18 protein-coding genes are annotated in these 18,636 nt (G+C 65.9%); 17 read left to right on the top strand and 1 reads right to left on the bottom strand.

Annotation, left to right across the window (positions count from 1 at the left end; all coding sequences use genetic code 11):
- Positions 1 to 13 precede the first annotated feature (13 nt).
- Positions 14 to 1,759, bottom strand: coding sequence for an ATP-binding protein (locus tag AAFN46_RS18880; RefSeq protein WP_347810236.1), 1,746 nt, complete (start codon positions 1,757 to 1,759; stop codon positions 14 to 16).
- A gap of 469 nt (positions 1,760 to 2,228) precedes the next feature.
- On the opposite strand from AAFN46_RS18880, the gene tssA reads away from it, so the two are divergent.
- The 17 genes from tssA (at position 2,229) to tssJ (ending at position 18,636) form a co-directional block, all read left to right on the top strand.
- Positions 2,229 to 3,791: a type VI secretion system protein TssA gene (gene tssA, locus AAFN46_RS18875; protein WP_347810235.1), complete on the top strand. Its 1,563-nt coding sequence runs from the start codon at positions 2,229 to 2,231 to the stop codon at positions 3,789 to 3,791.
- Between the two features lie 57 nt (positions 3,792 to 3,848).
- Positions 3,849 to 4,355: a type VI secretion system contractile sheath small subunit gene (gene tssB, locus AAFN46_RS18870; protein WP_277691994.1), complete on the top strand. Its 507-nt coding sequence runs from the start codon at positions 3,849 to 3,851 to the stop codon at positions 4,353 to 4,355.
- Positions 4,356 to 4,378: 23 nt separating this feature from the next.
- On the top strand, positions 4,379 to 5,854 hold the full coding sequence (tssC, locus tag AAFN46_RS18865) for a type VI secretion system contractile sheath large subunit (protein ID WP_347810234.1): 1,476 nt from the start codon (positions 4,379 to 4,381) through the stop codon (positions 5,852 to 5,854).
- Positions 5,855 to 6,123: 269 nt separating this feature from the next.
- Positions 6,124 to 6,531, top strand: coding sequence for a type VI secretion system baseplate subunit TssE (gene tssE, locus AAFN46_RS18860; protein ID WP_347810233.1), 408 nt, complete (start codon positions 6,124 to 6,126; stop codon positions 6,529 to 6,531).
- 24 nt (positions 6,532 to 6,555) lie between these two features.
- The gene (locus tag AAFN46_RS18855) at positions 6,556 to 7,074 is read left to right on the top strand and encodes a PAAR domain-containing protein (protein WP_347810232.1); all 519 of its coding nucleotides are present in this window, start codon (positions 6,556 to 6,558) and stop codon (positions 7,072 to 7,074) included.
- Positions 7,071 to 7,877 carry a hypothetical protein gene (locus tag AAFN46_RS18850; RefSeq protein WP_347810231.1) on the top strand — a complete coding sequence of 269 codons (807 nt, stop codon included), beginning with the start codon at positions 7,071 to 7,073 and terminating at the stop codon, positions 7,875 to 7,877. Before AAFN46_RS18855 ends, AAFN46_RS18850 begins: the two co-directional genes overlap by 4 nt.
- 294 nt (positions 7,878 to 8,171) lie before the next feature.
- The gene (locus AAFN46_RS18845; protein ID WP_347810230.1) at positions 8,172 to 8,492 is read left to right on the top strand and encodes a hypothetical protein; all 321 of its coding nucleotides are present in this window, start codon (positions 8,172 to 8,174) and stop codon (positions 8,490 to 8,492) included.
- 23 nt (positions 8,493 to 8,515) lie between these two features.
- A complete protein-coding gene (locus AAFN46_RS18840; RefSeq protein WP_347810229.1) occupies positions 8,516 to 8,932 on the top strand; it encodes a hypothetical protein in 417 nt (138 codons plus the stop codon).
- Between the two features lie 149 nt (positions 8,933 to 9,081).
- Positions 9,082 to 9,447, top strand: a complete 366-nt coding sequence (locus AAFN46_RS18835) for a carboxypeptidase-like regulatory domain-containing protein (protein ID WP_347810228.1) — start codon at positions 9,082 to 9,084, stop codon at positions 9,445 to 9,447.
- A complete protein-coding gene (locus AAFN46_RS18830; protein ID WP_347810227.1) occupies positions 9,447 to 9,698 on the top strand; it encodes a hypothetical protein in 252 nt (83 codons plus the stop codon). Before AAFN46_RS18835 ends, AAFN46_RS18830 begins: the two co-directional genes overlap by 1 nt.
- Positions 9,698 to 11,488, top strand: a complete 1,791-nt coding sequence (tssF, locus tag AAFN46_RS18825; RefSeq protein WP_347810226.1) for a type VI secretion system baseplate subunit TssF — start codon at positions 9,698 to 9,700, stop codon at positions 11,486 to 11,488. The genes AAFN46_RS18830 and tssF overlap by 1 nt, the downstream gene beginning before the upstream one ends.
- A 76-nt stretch (positions 11,489 to 11,564) precedes the next feature.
- Complete coding sequence (gene tssG / locus AAFN46_RS18820; RefSeq protein ID WP_347810225.1) at positions 11,565 to 12,602, top strand: type VI secretion system baseplate subunit TssG; 1,038 nt, start codon at positions 11,565 to 11,567, stop codon at positions 12,600 to 12,602.
- A 14-nt stretch (positions 12,603 to 12,616) separates the two neighbouring features.
- Positions 12,617 to 15,196 carry a type VI secretion system ATPase TssH gene (tssH, locus tag AAFN46_RS18815; RefSeq protein ID WP_347810224.1) on the top strand — a complete coding sequence of 860 codons (2,580 nt, stop codon included), beginning with the start codon at positions 12,617 to 12,619 and terminating at the stop codon, positions 15,194 to 15,196.
- 22 nt (positions 15,197 to 15,218) lie between these two features.
- A complete protein-coding gene (locus AAFN46_RS18810) occupies positions 15,219 to 16,727 on the top strand; it encodes a sigma 54-interacting transcriptional regulator (RefSeq protein WP_347810279.1) in 1,509 nt (502 codons plus the stop codon).
- 46 nt (positions 16,728 to 16,773) lie between these two features.
- Entirely contained in the window at positions 16,774 to 16,908 is a 135-nt protein-coding gene (locus AAFN46_RS18805; protein WP_277691979.1) for a type VI secretion protein, read from the top strand.
- Positions 16,909 to 16,926: 18 nt separating this feature from the next.
- On the top strand, positions 16,927 to 18,147 hold the full coding sequence (gene tagH / locus AAFN46_RS18800) for a type VI secretion system-associated FHA domain protein TagH (protein WP_347810223.1): 1,221 nt from the start codon (positions 16,927 to 16,929) through the stop codon (positions 18,145 to 18,147).
- Between the two features lie 18 nt (positions 18,148 to 18,165).
- The gene (gene tssJ, locus AAFN46_RS18795; protein ID WP_347810222.1) at positions 18,166 to 18,636 is read left to right on the top strand and encodes a type VI secretion system lipoprotein TssJ; all 471 of its coding nucleotides are present in this window, start codon (positions 18,166 to 18,168) and stop codon (positions 18,634 to 18,636) included.

The following is an 18,636-nucleotide window of genomic DNA, read 5'->3' as shown; positions in this document are numbered from 1 at the left end:
CCCTACCCCGTCGTCATGGCGCCGCCGGCAGGCCGAAGCCGAAGCGCGCGCCGCCTTCGATGTTGGCCGCCTGCAGGCGGCCGCCCAGTTCGTGGATGATGCCATAGGACACCGCCAGGCCCAGGCCGAGGCCCTCGCCCACCGGCTTGGTGGTGAAGAAGGGCTCGAACAGGTGCTCCAGGTGCTGCTCGGCGATGCCGGCACCGCTGTCGTCCACCTCCAGGCGCCACTCCTGGCCCCGGCGCTGGATGCGCAGGGTCAGCCGACGCCGTTCGGCGCTGGCCATGGCATCCAGGGCGTTGTGCAACAGGTTGAGCAGCACCTGCTCCAGGCGGATGGCATCGCCCAGCACCCAGGCCGGTCCGCCCCCCTCGCGGACCAGCTCGACGCCCTCGGCGCGGATGCGCGGCGCCAGCAGCTGCAGGGCCTGCTCCAGCACCTGGGCCAGGTCGAGGCGCTCGCGCAGGCCGCCGGGGCTCTTGCGCGCGAAGGTCTTGAGATGCCCGGTCAGCGCGGCCATGCGCTGCAGCAGGCCGTCGACCCGCTGCAGGCCGCTGCCGAGGTCGTCCAGCCGGCCCTGGTCGAGCAGCAGGCGCAGGCTGCCGAGCTGCATCTGCATGGCGGTCAGCGGCTGGTTGATCTCATGCGCCAGCGCCGCCGACATCTGCCCCAGGGCCGCCAGCTTGGCCGCCTGCACCAGCTCGTCCTGGGCCGTGCGCAGCGCCGCCGTGCGCTCGGCCACCAGGCGCTCCAGCTCCTCGCGGCTGCGCTGCTGCAGGCGCCGGGTCTTGCGCCGCTGGGCCAGCCACAGCAGCAGGAACACCGCGCTGGTCCACAGCCCGGCGGCGGCCAGGCGATAGCTGCGCACCGTGCCGGCGATGGCGCCGGGCTCGACCAGCAGGTGCAGGGTCCAGTCCTCGTCGCGCAGGGCGCGGCGCTGCCAGAGGTAGTCGCGCAGCCCGTCGGGGCCGTCCACCCGGCGCCGCTCGGCCAGCTCGCCGACCTCGCCGAGGAGTCGGCTGGGCAGCGGCTGGAGGATCTGCCGGGCGAACTTGCGCGCCTGCTCCAGCTCCCGGCGCTGCGCCTCGTCGAGCGGTCCCAGGTGGCGGAAGCGCCAGGCCGGGCGGTTGCTGAGGATCACCACGCCATGGCGATCGGCGACCAGCAGCACGTCGTTCTGCCCGGACCAGTCGCGCTGCAGCTCCTCCAGCTCGAGCTTGACCACCAGCACGCCGAGCACCCGGCCGGCGGCGTCCTTCACCGCATGGGAGAGGAAGTAGCCGGGCACCCCGGTGGTGACGCCGACCGCGAAGTAACGCCCGGAGTCCTCGCGCACGGCATCCTGGAAATAGGGGCGGAAAGCGTAGTTGTTGCCGACGAAGCTGCTCCACTCGCGCCAGTTGCTGGCGGCGATGGCCTCGCCGCGGCTGTCCAGCAGGTAGAGCACGGCCGAGCCGGCGGCGGCGTTGAGCGACTCCAGGCGCCGGTTCAGCGCCTGGCGCAGCAGCGGGTCGGCGGGCGCGCGCAGCAGATCGCGGATATCGCCGTCCTGGGCCAGCAGCGCCGGCACCGAGCGATAGCGCTCGACCAGGGTGTGGATGGCCTGGGCATAGAGCTCCAGCTGCGCCGCGGCCTCGTCGCTGCGCTGGCTCCAGGCCCGGCGCTCGGCCAGCAAGCCGGCCAGCCAGGCGCTGAACAGCAGGCCGGCGAGCACCAGCAGCACCGACAGGATACGAACGCGGTAGGGAAAGAGAGTCATGCACGGCGCGCCGAGTGCGGGGAGCTCGGCATGGTAGCAAAGGCGCGACGGCCGCTTCGGGGCCGTTTCGGAGTCACAGATCCAGGCCTGGGCAGCGGCGAAAATCCGACGGGAGTCACAAGCGAGATTGTCCGAGCCCCGACAAACGTGAACCAGCGCTAATTTGAGGGTAAGTATTAACTTACAACTAAGCAGGCACTTACAGCATAACTTTCAGCGCATCTTTATTGGCGCCAAAAATAGCTGACCATCTGATGGCGGAATATGTGCGCCAATCTTTGCCGATGCAACGCATTTCACAGTTTCTACCTCTTCCTGGGGCTAGGATGCCCACCCCATAAGGACCCTGTGCAAGTTGTTGCGCAAAAAGCTGCGCAAGAAGTTGCACACACCAACCAAGCAATTGCTTGCTTTACATATATATGTGTAAAGCCGACAAGTTGCTTAAAGCTTATATAGAGTCAAAGGAATGACTGCACTTTCACCCCTGGCCGAGCATTATCTTCAGCTGGCACGCAGCCCCATTAACGAGGGCGACTTCGCCGGTGCCGATATGCGCTATTCCAGCGAATACGAAGCCCTCGAAGGCGAGCTGGAAAAGGCCGGCGCACTGCACCAGACCGAGGCCATCGACTGGCAGAAAGTCCGCGACCTGAGCGAGGCGCTGCTGCGCCACCAGTCCAAGGATCTGCGCGCCGCCTGCTGGCTGGTCTGGAGCCTGCACCAGCGCGAGGGCCTGAACGGTCTGCAGGCCGGCCTCGGCCTGCTGCTGGAGCTGTGCCAGCAGCGCTGGGACGAACTGCACCCGCGCAAGGAGCGCACCCGCGCCGCCGCCCTGACCTGGCTCACCCCGCGCCTGGAGAAGGTGCTCGGCGAAGACATCCCGGTCGCCGCGCAACTGCCGCTGTTCCGCAGCCTGGCCGAACTGCTGCGCGGCCTGGAAACCTGCCTGGCCGCGCGCCTCGGCGAAGACGCCCCACTGCTGCTGCCGCTGTGCCGGCGCCTCGACGAGCAGATCGCCCGCGCCGCCCAGGGCCAGGCCGAGCCCGGCGCGGTCGGCGCCGCCCTCGCCCAGGTCAAGCAGGCCGCCGCCCAGGTATTCAACCCGGCCACCCCGCTGGACAACGAACGCGACGCGCACAAGTCGCTGCGCGCCCTGCAGGACGGCGCCCGACCGCTGTGCGCCTGGTGGCTGAAGCAGAAGGCCAGCGACCTGCGCGCCCTGCGCCTGTCCCGTACCCTGCTGTGGCTGCCGATCGACGGCCTGCCGCAGGCCAGCGCCGAACAGATCACCAGCCTGCGCGGCCTGCCGGCGGACAAGCTGGCCAGCTTCTCCGAGCGCTTCGCCGCCGGCCAATACGCCGACCTGCTGGTGGAGCTGGAGGCCAGCATCGCCCGCGCGCCGTTCTGGCTGGACGGCCAGCGCCTGGCCTGGGAATGCCTGCAGGAACTGGGCGCCGAGGCCGCCATGGTCGAAGTGGAGATGCAGCTGGCGCTGTTCCTCCAGCGCGTGCCGGGCCTGGAGGAGCTGCGCTTCCACGACGGCGCGCCCTTCGCCGATGCCGAGACCCGCGCCTGGATTGGCGGCCATGTCATGCCGCACCTGCAGGCGCCCAGCGCCGAACCGGCGGTGCAGGCCGGCGCAGGCGGCGAGCTGCCGGCCTGGGAAGTCGCCCTGCAGGCCGCCCTGCCGCGCCTGCGCAAGGACGGCCTGAAACCCGCCGTGCAGCAGCTCAAGCAGGGCATGGCCCAGGCCCAGGGCGGCCGCGCGCGGTTCTTCTGGCAGCTGGCCCTGGCACGCCTGTGCAGCGCGGCGAAGAAGCACGAACTGGCCAAGACCCAACTCGAATCCCTCGACCAGACGCTGCAGGCCTCCGGCCTCGGCGAGTGGGAACCCGATCTCGCCCTGGAAGTGCTGCGTCTGCTGCACAACTGCTACGAGCTGCTGCCGCAGAACCACGCGATCCGCGAGCGCAAGGAAGAGATCCACCGCAGGCTGTGCCACCTCGACCTCGAAGTGGTGCTGGATTGAGGCCGCGAGGCCCGCAACGAACCCGAACCGTACCCGTACCGTAAAGGAGATACACCCATGGCCAAAGAAGGCTCGGTAGCCCCCAAGGAACGCATCAACGTCACCTTCAAACCGGCGACAGGCAACGCTCAGGAAGAGATCGAACTGCCGCTGAAACTGATGGTGCTGGGCGATTTCACCCAACGCGCCGACGAGCGCAAGATCGAGGATCGCAAGCCGATCAGCATCGACAAGAACAACTTCGACGAAGTGCTGGGCAAGCAGGAGCTGAGCCTGACCTTCGCCGTGCCCAACCGCCTGCAGGACGAAGAAACCGACGACGAGCTGCCGGTCGAGCTGAAGATCAACTCGCTGAAGGACTTCAACCCGGCCGCCGTGGTCGAGCAGGTGCCGGAGCTGAAGAAGCTGATGGAACTGCGCGACGCCCTGGTCGCCCTCAAGGGCCCGCTGGGCAACGCCCCGGCCTTCCGCAAGGCCATCGAAAGCGTCCTCTCCGACGACGACTCCCGCGACCGCGTGCTGGGTGAACTGGGCCTCGCCGCCCAAGCCCCGCAAGACGCCTGATTTCTCGACAAGGAAGCCCGAGCATGAGCACCAGTGCAGTAGTGGAAAGTACCCGGAATGTCGCCGAAGCCGGCATTCTCGACCGCATCATCGCGGAAACCCGCCTGACCCCGGACGACGAGGCCTATGACATCGCCAAGCGCGGCGTGTCCGCCTTTATCGAAGAGCTGCTGAAGCCGCACAACCAGAACGAGCCGGTGAAGAAGGCCATGGTCGACCGCATGATCGCGGAGATCGACGCCAAGCTCAGCCGGCAGATGGACGAGATCCTGCACAACCCGCAGTTCCAGTCCCTGGAATCGGCCTGGCGCGGCCTCAAGCTGCTGGTCGACCGCACCGATTTCCGCGAGAACACCAAGCTGGAAATCCTCAACGCCTCCAAGCAGGACCTGCTGGACGACTTCGAGGACAGCCCGGAAATCACCCAGTCCGGCCTGTACAAGCACATCTACACCGCCGAGTACGGCCAGTTCGGCGGCCAGCCGGTCGGCGCCATCGTCGCCAACTACTTCTTCGACCCCAGCTCGCCGGACATCAAGTGCATGCAGCACGTGGCCTCCGTCGCCTGCATGTCGCACGCGCCCTTCATCGCCGCCGCCGGCCCGAAATTCTTCGGCCTGGAGAGCTTCACCGGCCTGCCCAACCTGAAGGACCTCAAGGATCACTTCGAGGGTCCGCAGTTCGCCAAGTGGCAGAGCTTCCGCGAGCGTGAAGACGCGCGCTACGTCGGCCTTACCCTGCCGCGCTTCCTGCTGCGCAATCCCTACGATCCGGAAGAGAACCCGGTGAAGACCTTCGTCTACAAGGAGAGCGTGTCCGCCAGCCACGAGCATTACCTGTGGGGCAACACCGCCTACACCTTCGCCTCCAAGCTGACCGACAGCTTCGCCAAGTTCCGCTGGTGCCCGAACATCATCGGCCCGCAGAGCGGTGGTGCGGTGGAAGACCTGCCGCTGCACCACTTCGAGAGCATGGGCGAGATCGAGACCAAGATCCCCACCGAGGTGCTGGTCTCCGACCGTCGCGAGTATGAGCTCGCGGAAGAAGGCTTTATCGCCCTGACCATGCGCAAGGGCAGCGACAACGCCGCGTTCTTCTCCGCCAACTCCACGCAGAAGCCGAAGTTCTTCGGCATCAGCGAGGAAGGCAAGACCGCCGAACTGAACTACAAGCTCGGCACCCAGCTGCCCTACCTGTTCATCGTCAACCGCCTGGCGCACTACCTGAAAGTGCTGCAGCGCGAGCAGATCGGCGCCTGGAAGGAGCGCACCGACCTCGAGCTGGAACTGAACAAGTGGATCCGCCAGTTCGTCGCCGACCAGGAAAACCCCAGCTCGGAAGTCCGCAGCCGTCGTCCGCTGCGCGCCGCACAGGTGATCGTCAGCGATGTGGAAGGCGAGCCGGGCTGGTACCGCGTCAGCCTCAACGTGCGCCCGCACTTCAAGTACATGGGTGCCGACTTCACCCTGTCGCTGGTCGGCAAGCTGGACAAGGAGTGAGGTTCTGCCCATGAACAAAACACACCGGCGCTGCCGCCCGAAAGCGCGCCAGACAAGGCGCGAGTCCCGCAGTTTGGCGATCCCAAATAAGGGACGAGCAACACCGGCTGGCGCGCTTTCGGGCGCAGCCCTCCGGGGCGCGTGCGTTTTCGCGCATTGCGGTGTCATGCCGAACTTGTGGGCAGGCAGCCCACTGCGTCCGGCCTTCCTTGCACTGCGCGAAAACGCCCAGCGCCGCCACCGTGTTTTGTTCGTGGGCAGAACCTGAGATGACTGGATACGGCAGCCTGTTCGAGCGCCTCGGCGGCGACACCGCCGGCCGCGCCCGCCTCGACCACGAGGCGAGCGTGATGGCCTCGGTGGCTGCCCATCTGGCCAAGATGCTCAGCACCCGTGCGGGCAGCGTGCAGACGCTGCCCGACTACGGGTTGCCCGATCTCAACGACATGCGCCTGTCGCTGCACGACGCGTTGCAGCAGGCGCGCATGGCGATCGAACGCTTCATCGAACAATACGAGCCGCGCCTGAAACAGGTGCGGGTCATTTCCCTGCCGCGCGAGCACGACCCGCTCAGCCTCAACTTCGCCATCGAAGGGCTGCTGCAGGTCGAGGGCATCAAGCGTCAGGTCAGTTTTGCCGCGCAGCTGGATGGCAGCGGGCAAGTGAAGGTCAGGTAAGGGCCTGTTCAAAGGAGAGCATGGATGTCCGGTAAACCCGCCGCCCGCCTGGGCGACCCCACCGCCTGCCCGGTTCCCGGCCACGGCACCAACCCCATTGCCGCCGGCTCGCCCAACGTGCTGTTCGACAGCCTGCCGGCGGCCCGCCAGGGTGATCCCTCCGCCTGCGGCGGCGCATTGAGCGGCAACGTGATCCCGACCGTGCTGATCAACGGCAAGCCGGCGACCACCATCGGCACCGTGGGTAGCCACGGCAATGTGGTGGTCGCGGGGTCGGGGACGGTGTTGATTGGGACTAGTGGGGGTGGAGCGGCGTTCACTAGCCCTCAACCGCTCAGCATTGCTAATGCCAGCTACAGCCAATGCATATTGATCGAAGATCAAGACGGTAATCCGCTACATGGCATCCCATATAAGCTGCGTACGCCTCAGGGTCAGTGGATAGACGGACATACCGATGCGGCAGGCTTAAGCCAAAAAGTGCAGGGAAATGCAGGGGATTCAATCGACTTCTTTGCCGCTGTGCAGGTAAATCTCATATGACTGCCGAGGTCCTTAACTCTCTGACAAGCCGCTCCATCGCTCTGGCGAGCCAGGAACAGAAAGCAGTCAAAAAAATAAAGCTCAAAGTGTTCTGGAAAACGACCAACTTCTGGACTGAGGCTGCGATCAAGGAGTACCACAACACAGCCCCTGCCATCGCCGAGCGCCTAGTACACGAACAGTACTGGGATAAAAACGGCAGTATCAAAAACAACAAATTTACATGTGAAGATTTTGCTATACGTATTTTGTGCGAGTTCGCCTCATCTCGACAGCTTCCAGTAAAACTTAAGACCGGCGTCAGGACGTATAGAAACATGGAGATCTATCAGCCTGCCGAGCATGACCGCTATCTGAGTCACATGTACGGTTTTGCTGAGATGGTCATGCTGACATATGGCGCACCAGACATGCAGCGCGTTGGAGAAAATGTAACCGCACTGCAGACGCCAGCCGAGCTTATGCCTGGCGACATATTGGCTCAAGCCCACGATCGTCCGGGTAACGTCGCCCACCATGTGCAGGTTGCAATGAGCGTAAGCACTGATCAGATCGAAATAAAACAAGGTAATACCAGCGGTATCAGCGTCCGCCCTTTCACAACAGTACAGCGATTACTGGGATCAAATATGGCCGACCCGCAAAATGATGGCTATGCGGGAATGCCCATAGAAAACGGTGTTTACAATCTAAATGGCTCAAACTGGAACTACAGAAACCTAACGACCGGATCAAGCCGAGAAGACTTTCTAAAAATCTTCCAGCTCTATCGCTGGAATTTTATGGAATTCAATCAAACGTGAATATTTCTGGATATTTAGCTGTTGTTGCGGACAGCGACTTGTTTGGCCTGCTGGCTATTTATTGCCTCATCGTCGCCATAGTTGGGCTTTTCGATAAACCCAGAAATACTCTGACCTATAGAGTGATGGCATTTTTCGGGCTGTGCATTGTTCCAACGCTACATGCCATCGGTACTTATTTTCTTAACCAGGCTCCAGCCTAATACGTGGTTATCGGCTCTTACAGCAATGAATAGACTACTTGGAATATTAGCGACGATGCTGATGACGGGCTGTACAAGCCAAGACTGGTACGTGCATATCGTAGATTTCCATAATAAATGCTCATACGCGATTGGTATTGACGTTAACGAATATTCGAATGCCAAGACACCTCTGCATCTTGTCAAAACACTGCAGCCAGGCGAAACCACAGAGGTGCTTTCTTATATTTCCTTTAGCGATGACTTGATAAATAGCTTTCCTGATACTTATAAACTGGAAATATCCGCAAATCAAAGAAAGATAACACTAAAAAAATCAGAATTTATCGCCGCTCTTGAAGAAACAACGATTGGCAACCCAGGAAATACCGTCGATATCTGGAAGATATCTTCAACTCAACTATGCCCATGAACATGGAAGTTTCATCGAGTCCAATGAGCACCCGCTCCCAAGTGCAGACTCCCGACCGGATCGCTCCAGCGCTGCTGCTGGCTGCAGTGCTGGTCGCCTGTGTCGGCGCAGTTCAAGCCGCTCTCCATCGCGAATCGAAAGTCTCGGTGTACAGCCCTAGCGGCAGATTCATTGTGCAAAACGTCTCGCTCGCCCCTTGGAGCGACCTCGCATACATCCGTGTCATCGACACCCAGGCACCGGCTTCCAGCTTCCGCTCGCCGCTTTACGACAAGCACTACACGGACATGCGCTCGCACGAAGATGACAGCACCGTAGGCATTGTTTGGTTCGACTTCGACAAGCAGCAGCGGACCTTCGAGATCGGCGTGCCGGAGTGGCAAGACAGCTGGTTGAACCTGTTCATCAGCAATACCCCTTACCGGGTCATCGAGAACTGACGCCATGACCTTCAACCAGCACAGTCAGCTCGAATTGCCTAGACAGGGGAAGATGGGCGTGCCCCTTCTGCTTGTAGCGCTATCGACCCTTGGTGCCTGCGTGCCCTACCCCCCACTCGGTCACCCGCAACCCGGCCATCGAGGGCCGGGTGCTGTCCGCCGAAACGGGTCGGGCAGTGGCGGGCGCCAGGGTGGAACTGGATATCGGCAGCGACGAATCCTGGCGCTACGAAACTCTCAGCGACTCAGAGGGGCGGTTCGCCTTCGTCGAGCACAACGACTATCGCCTGTTCACCCTGCTGGCCGATACACCGCGCTGCGGCACCACGCTGTCGATCAGCGCCCCCGGCTACCAAACGCGCCACTGCATCTGGATGAACATGCATTGGTGCTCCTCGACGCCAATCAAACTGCCGCCCATCACGCTGCAGCCGAAGCACATCGCAATCTCGCAAGAAGACTCCACAGAGGGTCTCTGGCGCTGCATCGAATCGGCCAAGGAGCAGGCCCACTAATGCCCTTCAATCCTCACGACCAAATACCGCCGAACCCTTGGGAAGTATTCCCGGAAGTTGACGCCGGAGGGCTCGGCAGCCTGCAGGGCAACCTCGAACACTGGTGGCAGCAATGCTGGTGGCCCTACTGGCTCAGCCTCGGTCCGCAACAGCGCGCCGAATGGCTTGCTGACACCCGGCACCCGGAAGACTGGCGCGAATACGTTCGCCTTCAGTGCGCGTTCAATGGCATCGACGGGGACCAAATCTGATGTCCTTCAACCACCACTACCAAAGCGAACTCTCCGCCCTGCGCCAGCTGGGCAAGCGCTTCTCCGAGCGCAGCCCGGCGCTGGCGCCGTTTCTCGGCCAGGCCGGGCGCGATCCGGATGTGGAGCGCTTGCTGGAAGGCTTCGCCTTTCTCACCGGACGCCTGCGGCAGAAGCTCGACGACGAGCTGCCGGAGCTGACCCATTCGCTCATGCACCTGCTGTGGCCCAACTACATGCGCCCGCTGCCGGCGTTCAGCATGCTGCAGTTCGACCCGCTCAAGCGCCCCGGCCCGGCGCTGCAGGTGCCACGGCATACGCCGGTGGAGGCCAAGGCCGTCGAGGGCGTGACCTGCAGCTTCCGCACCGCCTATGCCAGCGAGGTGCTGCCGCTGGCGCTGAGCGGGCTGGACTACTCGGTGAAGGGTGACGGCGCCCTGCTCAGCCTGCGCCTGGCGATGAGCGCCGACGGCCACCTGGGCGAGATCGGCCTGAGCAGCCTGCGCCTGCACCTGGCCGGCGAGCGCTATATCGCCCAGCTGCTCTATCTCGGCCTGCTGCGTCACCTCAGTGGCATCCAGCTGGTGTTGCTGGACGAACAGGGCCAGGCGCTGACCGACGATTACGGCCTGCCGCTGCCGAGCATCGGCCTGGCGGCCAATCAGGTGGAGGCGGTCGGCTTCAACGAGGAACAGGCGCTGATCCCCTACCCGCACAACACCTTCCGCGGCTACCGCCACCTGCAGGAATACTTCGCCTTCCAGGACAAGTTCCTGTTCGTCGACCTCAAGGGCCTGGACGCCATCGCCCGCCAGCCGGAACAGGTGCTGGAGCGCGCCCGAGGTCTGGAGCTGCGCTTCGATATCCGCAAGACCGGCCTGCAGCGCATCCGCCCGACCCTGGACAACGTGCGCCTGTACTGCACCCCGGTGGTCAACCTGTTCGCCCACGACGCCATCCCGATTCGCCTGGACGGCAAGCAGGACCAGTACCTGCTGCTGCCGGCCGAGCTCGACCCACGGCACTGCGGGGTGTTCTCGGTGGACCGGGTGACCGGCTGGAAACCGGGCGGCATGGGCTACGAGGAGTACGTGCCGTTCGAGTCGTTCGAGCACGACACCAGTTTCGACCAGCCACGCGCACGCGCGCACTACAGCGTGCGCCAGCAACCCTCGCTGCTCGGCGACGGCCTGGAGACCTGGCTGAGCTTCGGCGCGCGCAACGGCGAAGCGCAGGAGACCCTGTCCATCGAGCTGACCTGCACCAACCAGAGCCTGGCGCGCCAGCTCAAGCCCGGCGATATCTGCCTGCCCAGCGAGGACACGCCGGAGTTCCTCACCTTCCGCAATATCGGCGCGGTGACGCCGAGCTACGCGCCGCCGCTGCACCGCGACTACCTGTGGAAGCTGATCTCCAACATGTCGCTGAACTACCTGTCGCTGGCCGACGTCGAGGCGCTCAAGGTGATCCTGGAGACCTACGACCTGCCACGCCACTACGACCAGCACGCGCTCAAGGTCAGCCAGCGCATGCTCGGCGGCCTGAAGAAGATTGCCCACCAGCACGTCGACCGCCTGCATCGCGGTCTGCCGATTCGCGGCGTGCGCACCGAACTGACCATGGACCAGGACGGCTACCTGGGCGAAGGGGATCTGTTCCTGTTCGCCTCGGTGCTCAATGAATTTTTCGCCCTCTACGCCAGCCTCAACAGCTACCACGAGCTGCGCGTCAGGAGCACACAGGGAGAGGTGTACCAATGGACGCCGCGCATGGGGCAACAGCCCCTGCTCTAAGACCATGTTCAAAGGCATGCGAGCTAGAGCCAGGCAAGGCGAAGTCGGACGAAGAAGCGCAGTTTACGAGGTGTAAATGAGCATTCTGAGTTCGACTTCAACGCCGCCTGGCCGACGCGCAGCAGACTTTGAGCATGCTCTTAACCGACTCAGCCGGGGCATCCGCGAATACAGCCTGTTCCAGGGTGTGCTGCGGGTGCTGGAACGCCTGCGCACCGCCCATCCCGAGCTGGATGAGGAGGCGCTGTACGAGCGCCTGGAATTCCAGGCCAACCCCAGCCTGGGCTTCCCCGGCAGCGACACGGATCGCTTGGAGTTCTTCGAGGAACGGGGCGAGCTGCGCGCGCGCCTGCGCATTAATCTGGTCGGCCTGTTCGGCGCCGGCTCGCCGCTGCCGGCCTTCTACAGCGAACAGGCGCTGGGCGACGGCCCGGACGGCAACACCACCCGCGACTTCCTCGACCTGTTCAACGACCGCCTGCAGCGCCTGCTGCTGCCGATCTGGCGCAAGTACCGCTACTACGCGCACTACGAAAGCGGTGCCCGCGACCTGTTCTCGGCACGCCTGTTCGCCCTGATCGGCCTCGGCGGCGAGCGCCTGCGCGCCAGTGAGGACCTCAACTGGCGCCGCCTGCTGCCCTACCTCGGCCTGCTCAGCCTGCGCGCCCACTCGGCGGCGCTGATCGAGGCGGTGCTGCGCTACTACTTCAAGCATGCCGACCTGCGCATCGAGCAGTGCGTCGAGCGCCGCGTCGAGATCATCAGTGAGCAACGCAACCGCCTCGGCCTGGCCAACAGCCAGCTGGGCGAGAGCCTGGTGCTGGGCGAGGCGGTGCGCGACCGCGGCGGCAAGTTCCGCATCCATATCCGCCAGCTGAGCTGGGAACGCTTCCACGAATTCCTGCCGATCGGCAGCGGCTACCAGCCGCTCTGCGCGCTGGTGCGCTTCACCCTGCGCGACCCGCTCGACTACGACATCCGTCTGGCCCTGCGCCACGAGGAAATCCGCGAGCTGCGCATCGGCGCAGACAACCCCTGCCACCTGGGCTGGACCAGTTGGCTGGGCCACGAACAGGCCGACGGTGTGGTCACCATCGGCAGCAAGACTCACTAGGGAAAGAGAGAACGATGATCAACGTCGACCTTCAACAGCTGGTCCAGGCACTGGACGCCGAGACCCGCCGCGAACTGGAAGCCGCCGCCGAACGCTGCCTGCAGCGTGGCGGCAGCAAGATCCTGGTCGAAGACCTGCTGCTCGGCCTGCTGGAGCGCCAGGGCGGCCTGCTGGCCCGCGCCCTGCAGGACGCCGAGGTGGACGCCGGCGAGCTGGCCGCCACCCTGCAGCCACGCGGCGAGGCCAGCGAGTCGCGCAACCCGGTGTTCTCCGCCGAACTGGTGCAGTGGCTGCAGGACGCCCTGCTGGTGGCCAACCTGGAACTGGGCCAGAGCCAGATCGAGCAGGCCGCACTGCTCCTGGCCCTGCTGCGCAACCCCATGCGCTACGCCGGCACGCGCTACCAGCCGCTGCTGGCCAGGATCGACGCCGAGCGCCTGCGCGACTTCGCCCTGAGCCAGCAGCCGCAGGCCGCCGCCGGCAAGCCGGTGGCGCCGGGCGAATCCAACCTGCAGCGCTTCACCCACAACTTCACCCAGCGCGCCCGCGACGGCAAGCTCGACCCGGTGCTGTGCCGCGACGACGCCATCCGCCAGATGATCGACATCCTCGCCCGGCGGCGGAAGAACAACCCGATCGTGGTCGGCGAGGCCGGTGTCGGCAAGAGCGCCATAGTCGAGGGCCTGGCCCTGCGCATCGCCGCCGGCGAAGTGCCGGACGTGCTCAAGGGCGTCGAGCTACTGTGCCTGGACATGGGCCTGCTGCAGGCCGGCGCCAGCGTCAAGGGCGAGTTCGAGCGGCGCCTGCAGGGGGTGATCGACGAGGTGAAGGGCGCGGCCAAGCCGACCATCCTGTTTATCGACGAGGCGCACACCCTGATCGGCGCCGGCGCCCAGGCCGGCGGCTCGGACGCCGCCAACCTGCTCAAGCCGGCCCTGGCCCGTGGCGAGCTGCGCACCATCGCCGCCACCACCTGGAGCGAATACAAGAAGTACTTCGAGAAGGACCCGGCCCTGGCCCGGCGCTTCCAGCCGGTGCAGCTGCACGAGCCGACGGTCGAGGAGGCGGTGACCATCCTCCGCGGCCTGGCCCCGGTGTACGAGAAGAGCCACGGCATCTACCTGCGCGACGACGCGGTGGTGGCCGCCGCCGAGCTGTCCGCCCGCTACCTGGCCGGCCGTCAGCTGCCGGACAAGGCGGTGGATGTGCTCGACACCGCCTGCGCCCGCGTACGCATCAGCCTGGCCGCCGCGCCGCAGGCTCTGGAGCGCCTGCGCGGCGAGCTGGCCGAAGGCGAGCGCCAGCGCCTGGCCCTGCGCCGCGACCTGCAGGCCGGCCTGGGCATCGACGAAGCGGCCCTGGCCGCCCTGGAACAGCGCCTGACCGAAGCCGCCATGGAGCTGGAGCAGATCGAGGCGCGCTGGAGCGCCCAGCGCCAGCTGGCCGAGCGCTTACTGGAACTGCGCCAGCAGTGCGCCGAAGCACGCGCGAGCGACAATCAGGACGAACTGGCCGCGCTGGAAGGCCAGCTGCGCGATGTGCAGGCCGAACTCGGCGATGCCCAGGCCGCCGAGCGCCTGGTCAGCTTCGAAGTCTGCCCGCGCCTGGTGGCCGAGGTGATCAGCCACTGGACCGGCGTGCCGCTGAGCCAGCTGGCCCGCGAGCACAATGCCAAGGTAGCCAGCTTCGCCAGCGACCTGCGCGCCCGCGTGCGCGGCCAGGAGCAGGCGGTGCAGGTGCTCGACCGCGCCATGCGCGCCAGCGCCGCCGGGCTGAACAAGGAAGACGCGCCGGCCGGGGTGTTTCTCCTGGTCGGTCCCAGCGGCGTGGGCAAGACCGAGACCGCCCTGGCCCTGGCCGATCTGCTGTACGGCGGCGAGCGCTTCCTCACCACCATCAACATGTCCGAGTTCCAGGAGAAGCACACCGTCTCCCGCCTGATCGGCGCGCCGCCCGGCTACGTCGGCTACGGCGAAGGCGGCATGCTCACCGAGGCGGTGCGGCAGAAGCCCTACTCGGTGATCCTCCTCGACGAGGTGGAGAAGGCCGACCCGGACGTGATGAACGTCTTCTACCAGATCTTCGACAAGGGCGTGGCCAACGACGGCGAAGGCCGCGAGATCAACTTCCGCAACTGCCTGATCCTGCTCACCTCCAACCTGGCCAGCGAGCAGATCGAGGCGCACTGCGCGGGCGAGCAACGGCCGCCGGTGGAGCAGCTGGAAGAGGCGATCCGCCCGACCCTCAGCCGCCACTTCAAGCCGGCGCTGCTGGCGCGCATGCGCGTGGTGCCCTACTACCCGGTGGCAGGCAGCGTGCTGCGCGAGCTGATCGAGCTCAAGCTGCAGCGCCTCGGCCAGCGCCTGGGCAAACGCCGTCTGGAGTTCAGCCACAGCCCGGCGCTGATCGAGCACTTGGCCGAGCGCTGCACCCGCAGCGACAGCGGCGCGCGGCTGATCGACCAGCTGCTGGAGCAGAGCCTGCTGCCGCAGATCGCCGACCGCCTGCTGGATGCCATGGCCAGCGGCAGCCACATCACCCGCGTGCACGCCACCCTGGACGGCGAAGGAGCGCTGAGCTGTGAGTTTGCCTGAGCGCATCCCCGAGGCCGCGCCACTGCTGGGGCAGATCGCCCAGCCGCTGGCCTATGCCGAGCAGCTGCTGCAGCAGTTCACCCACCTGGCCCGGCTGGCCGGCGCCGAACGCCTGCCGGCGGCCCTGGCCGAAGCGGCGGCGCAGCTGAGCGGCTGCCGTTTGGCCCAGCTGTACCTGCTGGACAGCACCCACACGTGCCTGACCCTGGCCGCCGAGTGGCTGGACGGCCAGCTCGCCGAGCACGAGGCCAGCCTGCCCAGCGACTACGACGGCGAGCAGCTGCTGCAGTACTGCCTGTGCCAGAACCGCCCGCTGAGCCTGGCCAGCCTCGACCCCAGCCTGCACGAGACCAGCTTCCTGCCGGTGATCGACAAGCCCTGGCGCAGCCTGCTGTGCCTGCCGCTGCAGGACGAGCAGGCGCGGGTCGCCGGCCTGCTGCTGGTGGCCGCCAGCGGCACCCGCGACCTGGAAGGCTTCGCCGCCTCGCTGGCCAGCCTGGGCACCTTCGCCCTGGCCCAGCACCAGCTGCTGCAGCGCCTACGCGCGCCCCGGGCCAGCCTGCCCGAGCCGATCAGCCCGGCACTGCCCAGCGACTACGGCCTGATCGGCACCAGCCCGGCCATGCGCGGCGTGTATCAGCTGATCGGCAAGGTGCTGCACAACCCCACCAGCGTGCTGCTGACCGGCGAGACCGGCACCGGCAAGGAACTGGTCGCCCGTGCCATCCACGACTGCGGCTTCCGCCGCAGCCAGGCCTTCATCGTGCAGAACTGCGCCTCGCTGCCGGAGAACCTGCTGGAGAGCGAGCTGTTCGGCTACCGCAAGGGCGCCTTCACCGGCGCCGAGCGCGACCGCAAGGGCCTGTTCGACGCCGCCGACGGCGGCACCCTGTTCCTCGACGAGATCGGCGACATGCCCCTGGCCCTGCAGGCCAAGCTGCTGCGCGTGCTGCAGGAGGGCGAGGTACGCCCGCTGGGCAGCACGCAGACGCACAAAGTCGACGTGCGCATCGTCGCCGCCACTCACCGCGATCTGCGCGCCCTGGTCGAGGAAGGGCGCTTTCGCGAAGACCTGTTCTATCGCCTGTCGCACTTCCCCATCGAGCTGCCGCCGCTGCGCGCCCGCGCCGAGGACATCCTGCAGCTGGCCCGGCACTTCGCCGAGCAGGCCAGCGCCTTCCTGCAGCGCCAGCCGTGCCGCTGGTCCGAGGCGGCGCTGGACCACCTGGCCGGCTACGCCTTCCCCGGCAATGTGCGCGAGTTGAAGGGGTTAGTAGAGCGTGCCGTGCTGCTGTGCGAAGGCGGCGAACTGCTGCCCGAGCACTTCAACCTGCACCCGGCCGGCCTCGGCGACACCGACAGCGCGATGAACCTGCGCGAACGCATGGAGCAGGTCGAACGCAACCTGCTGCTCGACTGCCTGCGCAAGAACCGCGGCAACCAGAGCCAGGCCGCCCGCGAACTGGGCCTGCCGCGCCGCACCCTGCTGTACCGCATGAGCCGGCTGCAGATCAGCCAGGCCGATGTCTGAGGCCACCATGAATTTCCCATCCGTCACCGCCCGTGGAGAACCCGCGATGTCCCACCGCCTACTGACCCTCACCCTGCTCGCCGCCCTGCTCGGCCTGGCCGGCTGCAACGGCAACTACAAGTCCAGCGACGACGACTACCGCCCGCTGGGCGACTCGCAAGTGCAACAGCGCGACGACTGAGCGCAAGGAGCCCCTACCATGGAACTGGTATTCGACATCGTCAGCGCCCAGCAGTACGCCCCGGGCCTGCTGACCAGCAAGAGCTTCCTCAAGGCCGGCGGCGTGATCGGCCGTGGCGAGGACTGCGACTGGGCCATCCCGGACAGCAAGCGCATCCTCTCCAACCGCCACGCCCAGGTCAGCTACGCCGACGGTCACTTCTACCTGACCGACACCAGCAGCAACGGCGTGACCCTCAAGGACAGCGGCGCGCGCCTGCCCAAGGGCGAGCCGCAACGCATCGAGCACGGCAGCGTGTACTGCCTCGGCGAGCTGGAGATCCGCGCCCGCGTGCTGCAGGACCCGGCGCAGTTCGAGGACAGCATCGGCCAGCGCCAGCACGCCGGCAGCATCATCCCCGACGACGCCTTCCTCGACCTCGACCCCATCGCCGCCCTGGAGCAGCGTCAGCGCGGCTACAGCCAGCTGGACGAGTTCGCCGGCCTGGTGCAGGCGCCCGAGGAAGAGCAGGCGCGCACCCAGTACGCGCGCATCGACATGGAAAGCCTGCTGGTGCCCGAGCTGGTGCAGGACGTCGAGCCCGAGCCGGTGATTGCGCCCCGCCCGCAACCGCGCCCGGCCGCGCCGCCTGCCGAGCCGCTGGCCGAGGGCTTCTGGCAACGCTTCGGCGAGGCCCTGGGGGTGAAAGTCGACGACCTCGATGCCGAGGCCCGCGAGGCCCTGGCGGTGCAAGCCGCACGCCTGCTCAAGCAGAGCGTGGCCGGCCTGCAGCAGAGCCTGCGCACCCGCAGCGAGCTGAAGAACGAACTGCGCCTGGCCCTAACCACAGTGCAGAGCGCCGGCAACAACCCGCTCAAGCAGGTCGGCGACGCCGGCGAGACCCTCGGCGCCCTGCTGCGCGGCAACAAGCCCGGCCAGCTGCCGGCCGAACAGGCTGTCGGCCGCGCCTTCCGCGACCTGCAGGCGCACCAGGTGGCGCTGTATGCCGCCAGCCGCACGGCGGTGCAGGGCCTGTTCGAGCAGTTCGCCCCGGAGCAGCTCGCCCTGCGCTTCGAGCAGGATCGCAAGCCGCTAATCGCCACCGCGGGCAGCCGCTGGCGCGCCTACCAGCGCCACTTCCGCGCGCTGGAGAAGGACGACGACTGGAGCCAGCGCCTGTTCGCCCGCGACTTCGCCAAGACCTACGAAGAACAGGTACGCCTGATCGCCACCCTCAACACCGATTACCAGCCTTCCTAAGAAGCAAGGATGAATGCCATGCGCCGTCTTATCAGCCTTAGCCTGCTCAGTCTGCTCGCCGCACTCGGCGGCTGCTCCAGCCTGTCGCCCTACTCCGACGTGACCAAGCTCGACCTGAAATTGCAGGCCAGCGAAGACCTCAACCCGGACCTGCACGGCCGGCCCTCACCGATCGTCGTGCGCCTGCTGGAACTGAAGAACCCCTCGTCGTTCAGCAACAGCGACTTCTTCTCCCTCTACCAGCGCCCGAAGGAATCGCTGATGCCGGACCTGGTCAGCTTCGAGGAGCTGGAAGTGCGCCCCGGCGAGGAGCGCGAACTGAAGCTCTCGGTGCAGCCGGGCAGCCGCTACGTCGGCGTCATCGCCGCCTACCGCGACCTGCCGGAAGCCAGCTGGCGCTTCGTCGTCAGCCTGCAGGAGCAGGAAATCAACCGGGCCGGTGTGCGCCTGGAAAAACACGGCATCGCGCCGCTCAAGCAAGAGGACTGA

The sequence above is a fragment of the Pseudomonas sp. CAU 1711 genome (assembly GCF_039888625.1).
Lineage (GTDB): Bacteria > Pseudomonadota > Gammaproteobacteria > Pseudomonadales > Pseudomonadaceae > Aquipseudomonas.
Note: the sequence above shows the minus strand (reverse complement) of the source record. Positions and strands in the feature narration are given on the sequence as shown.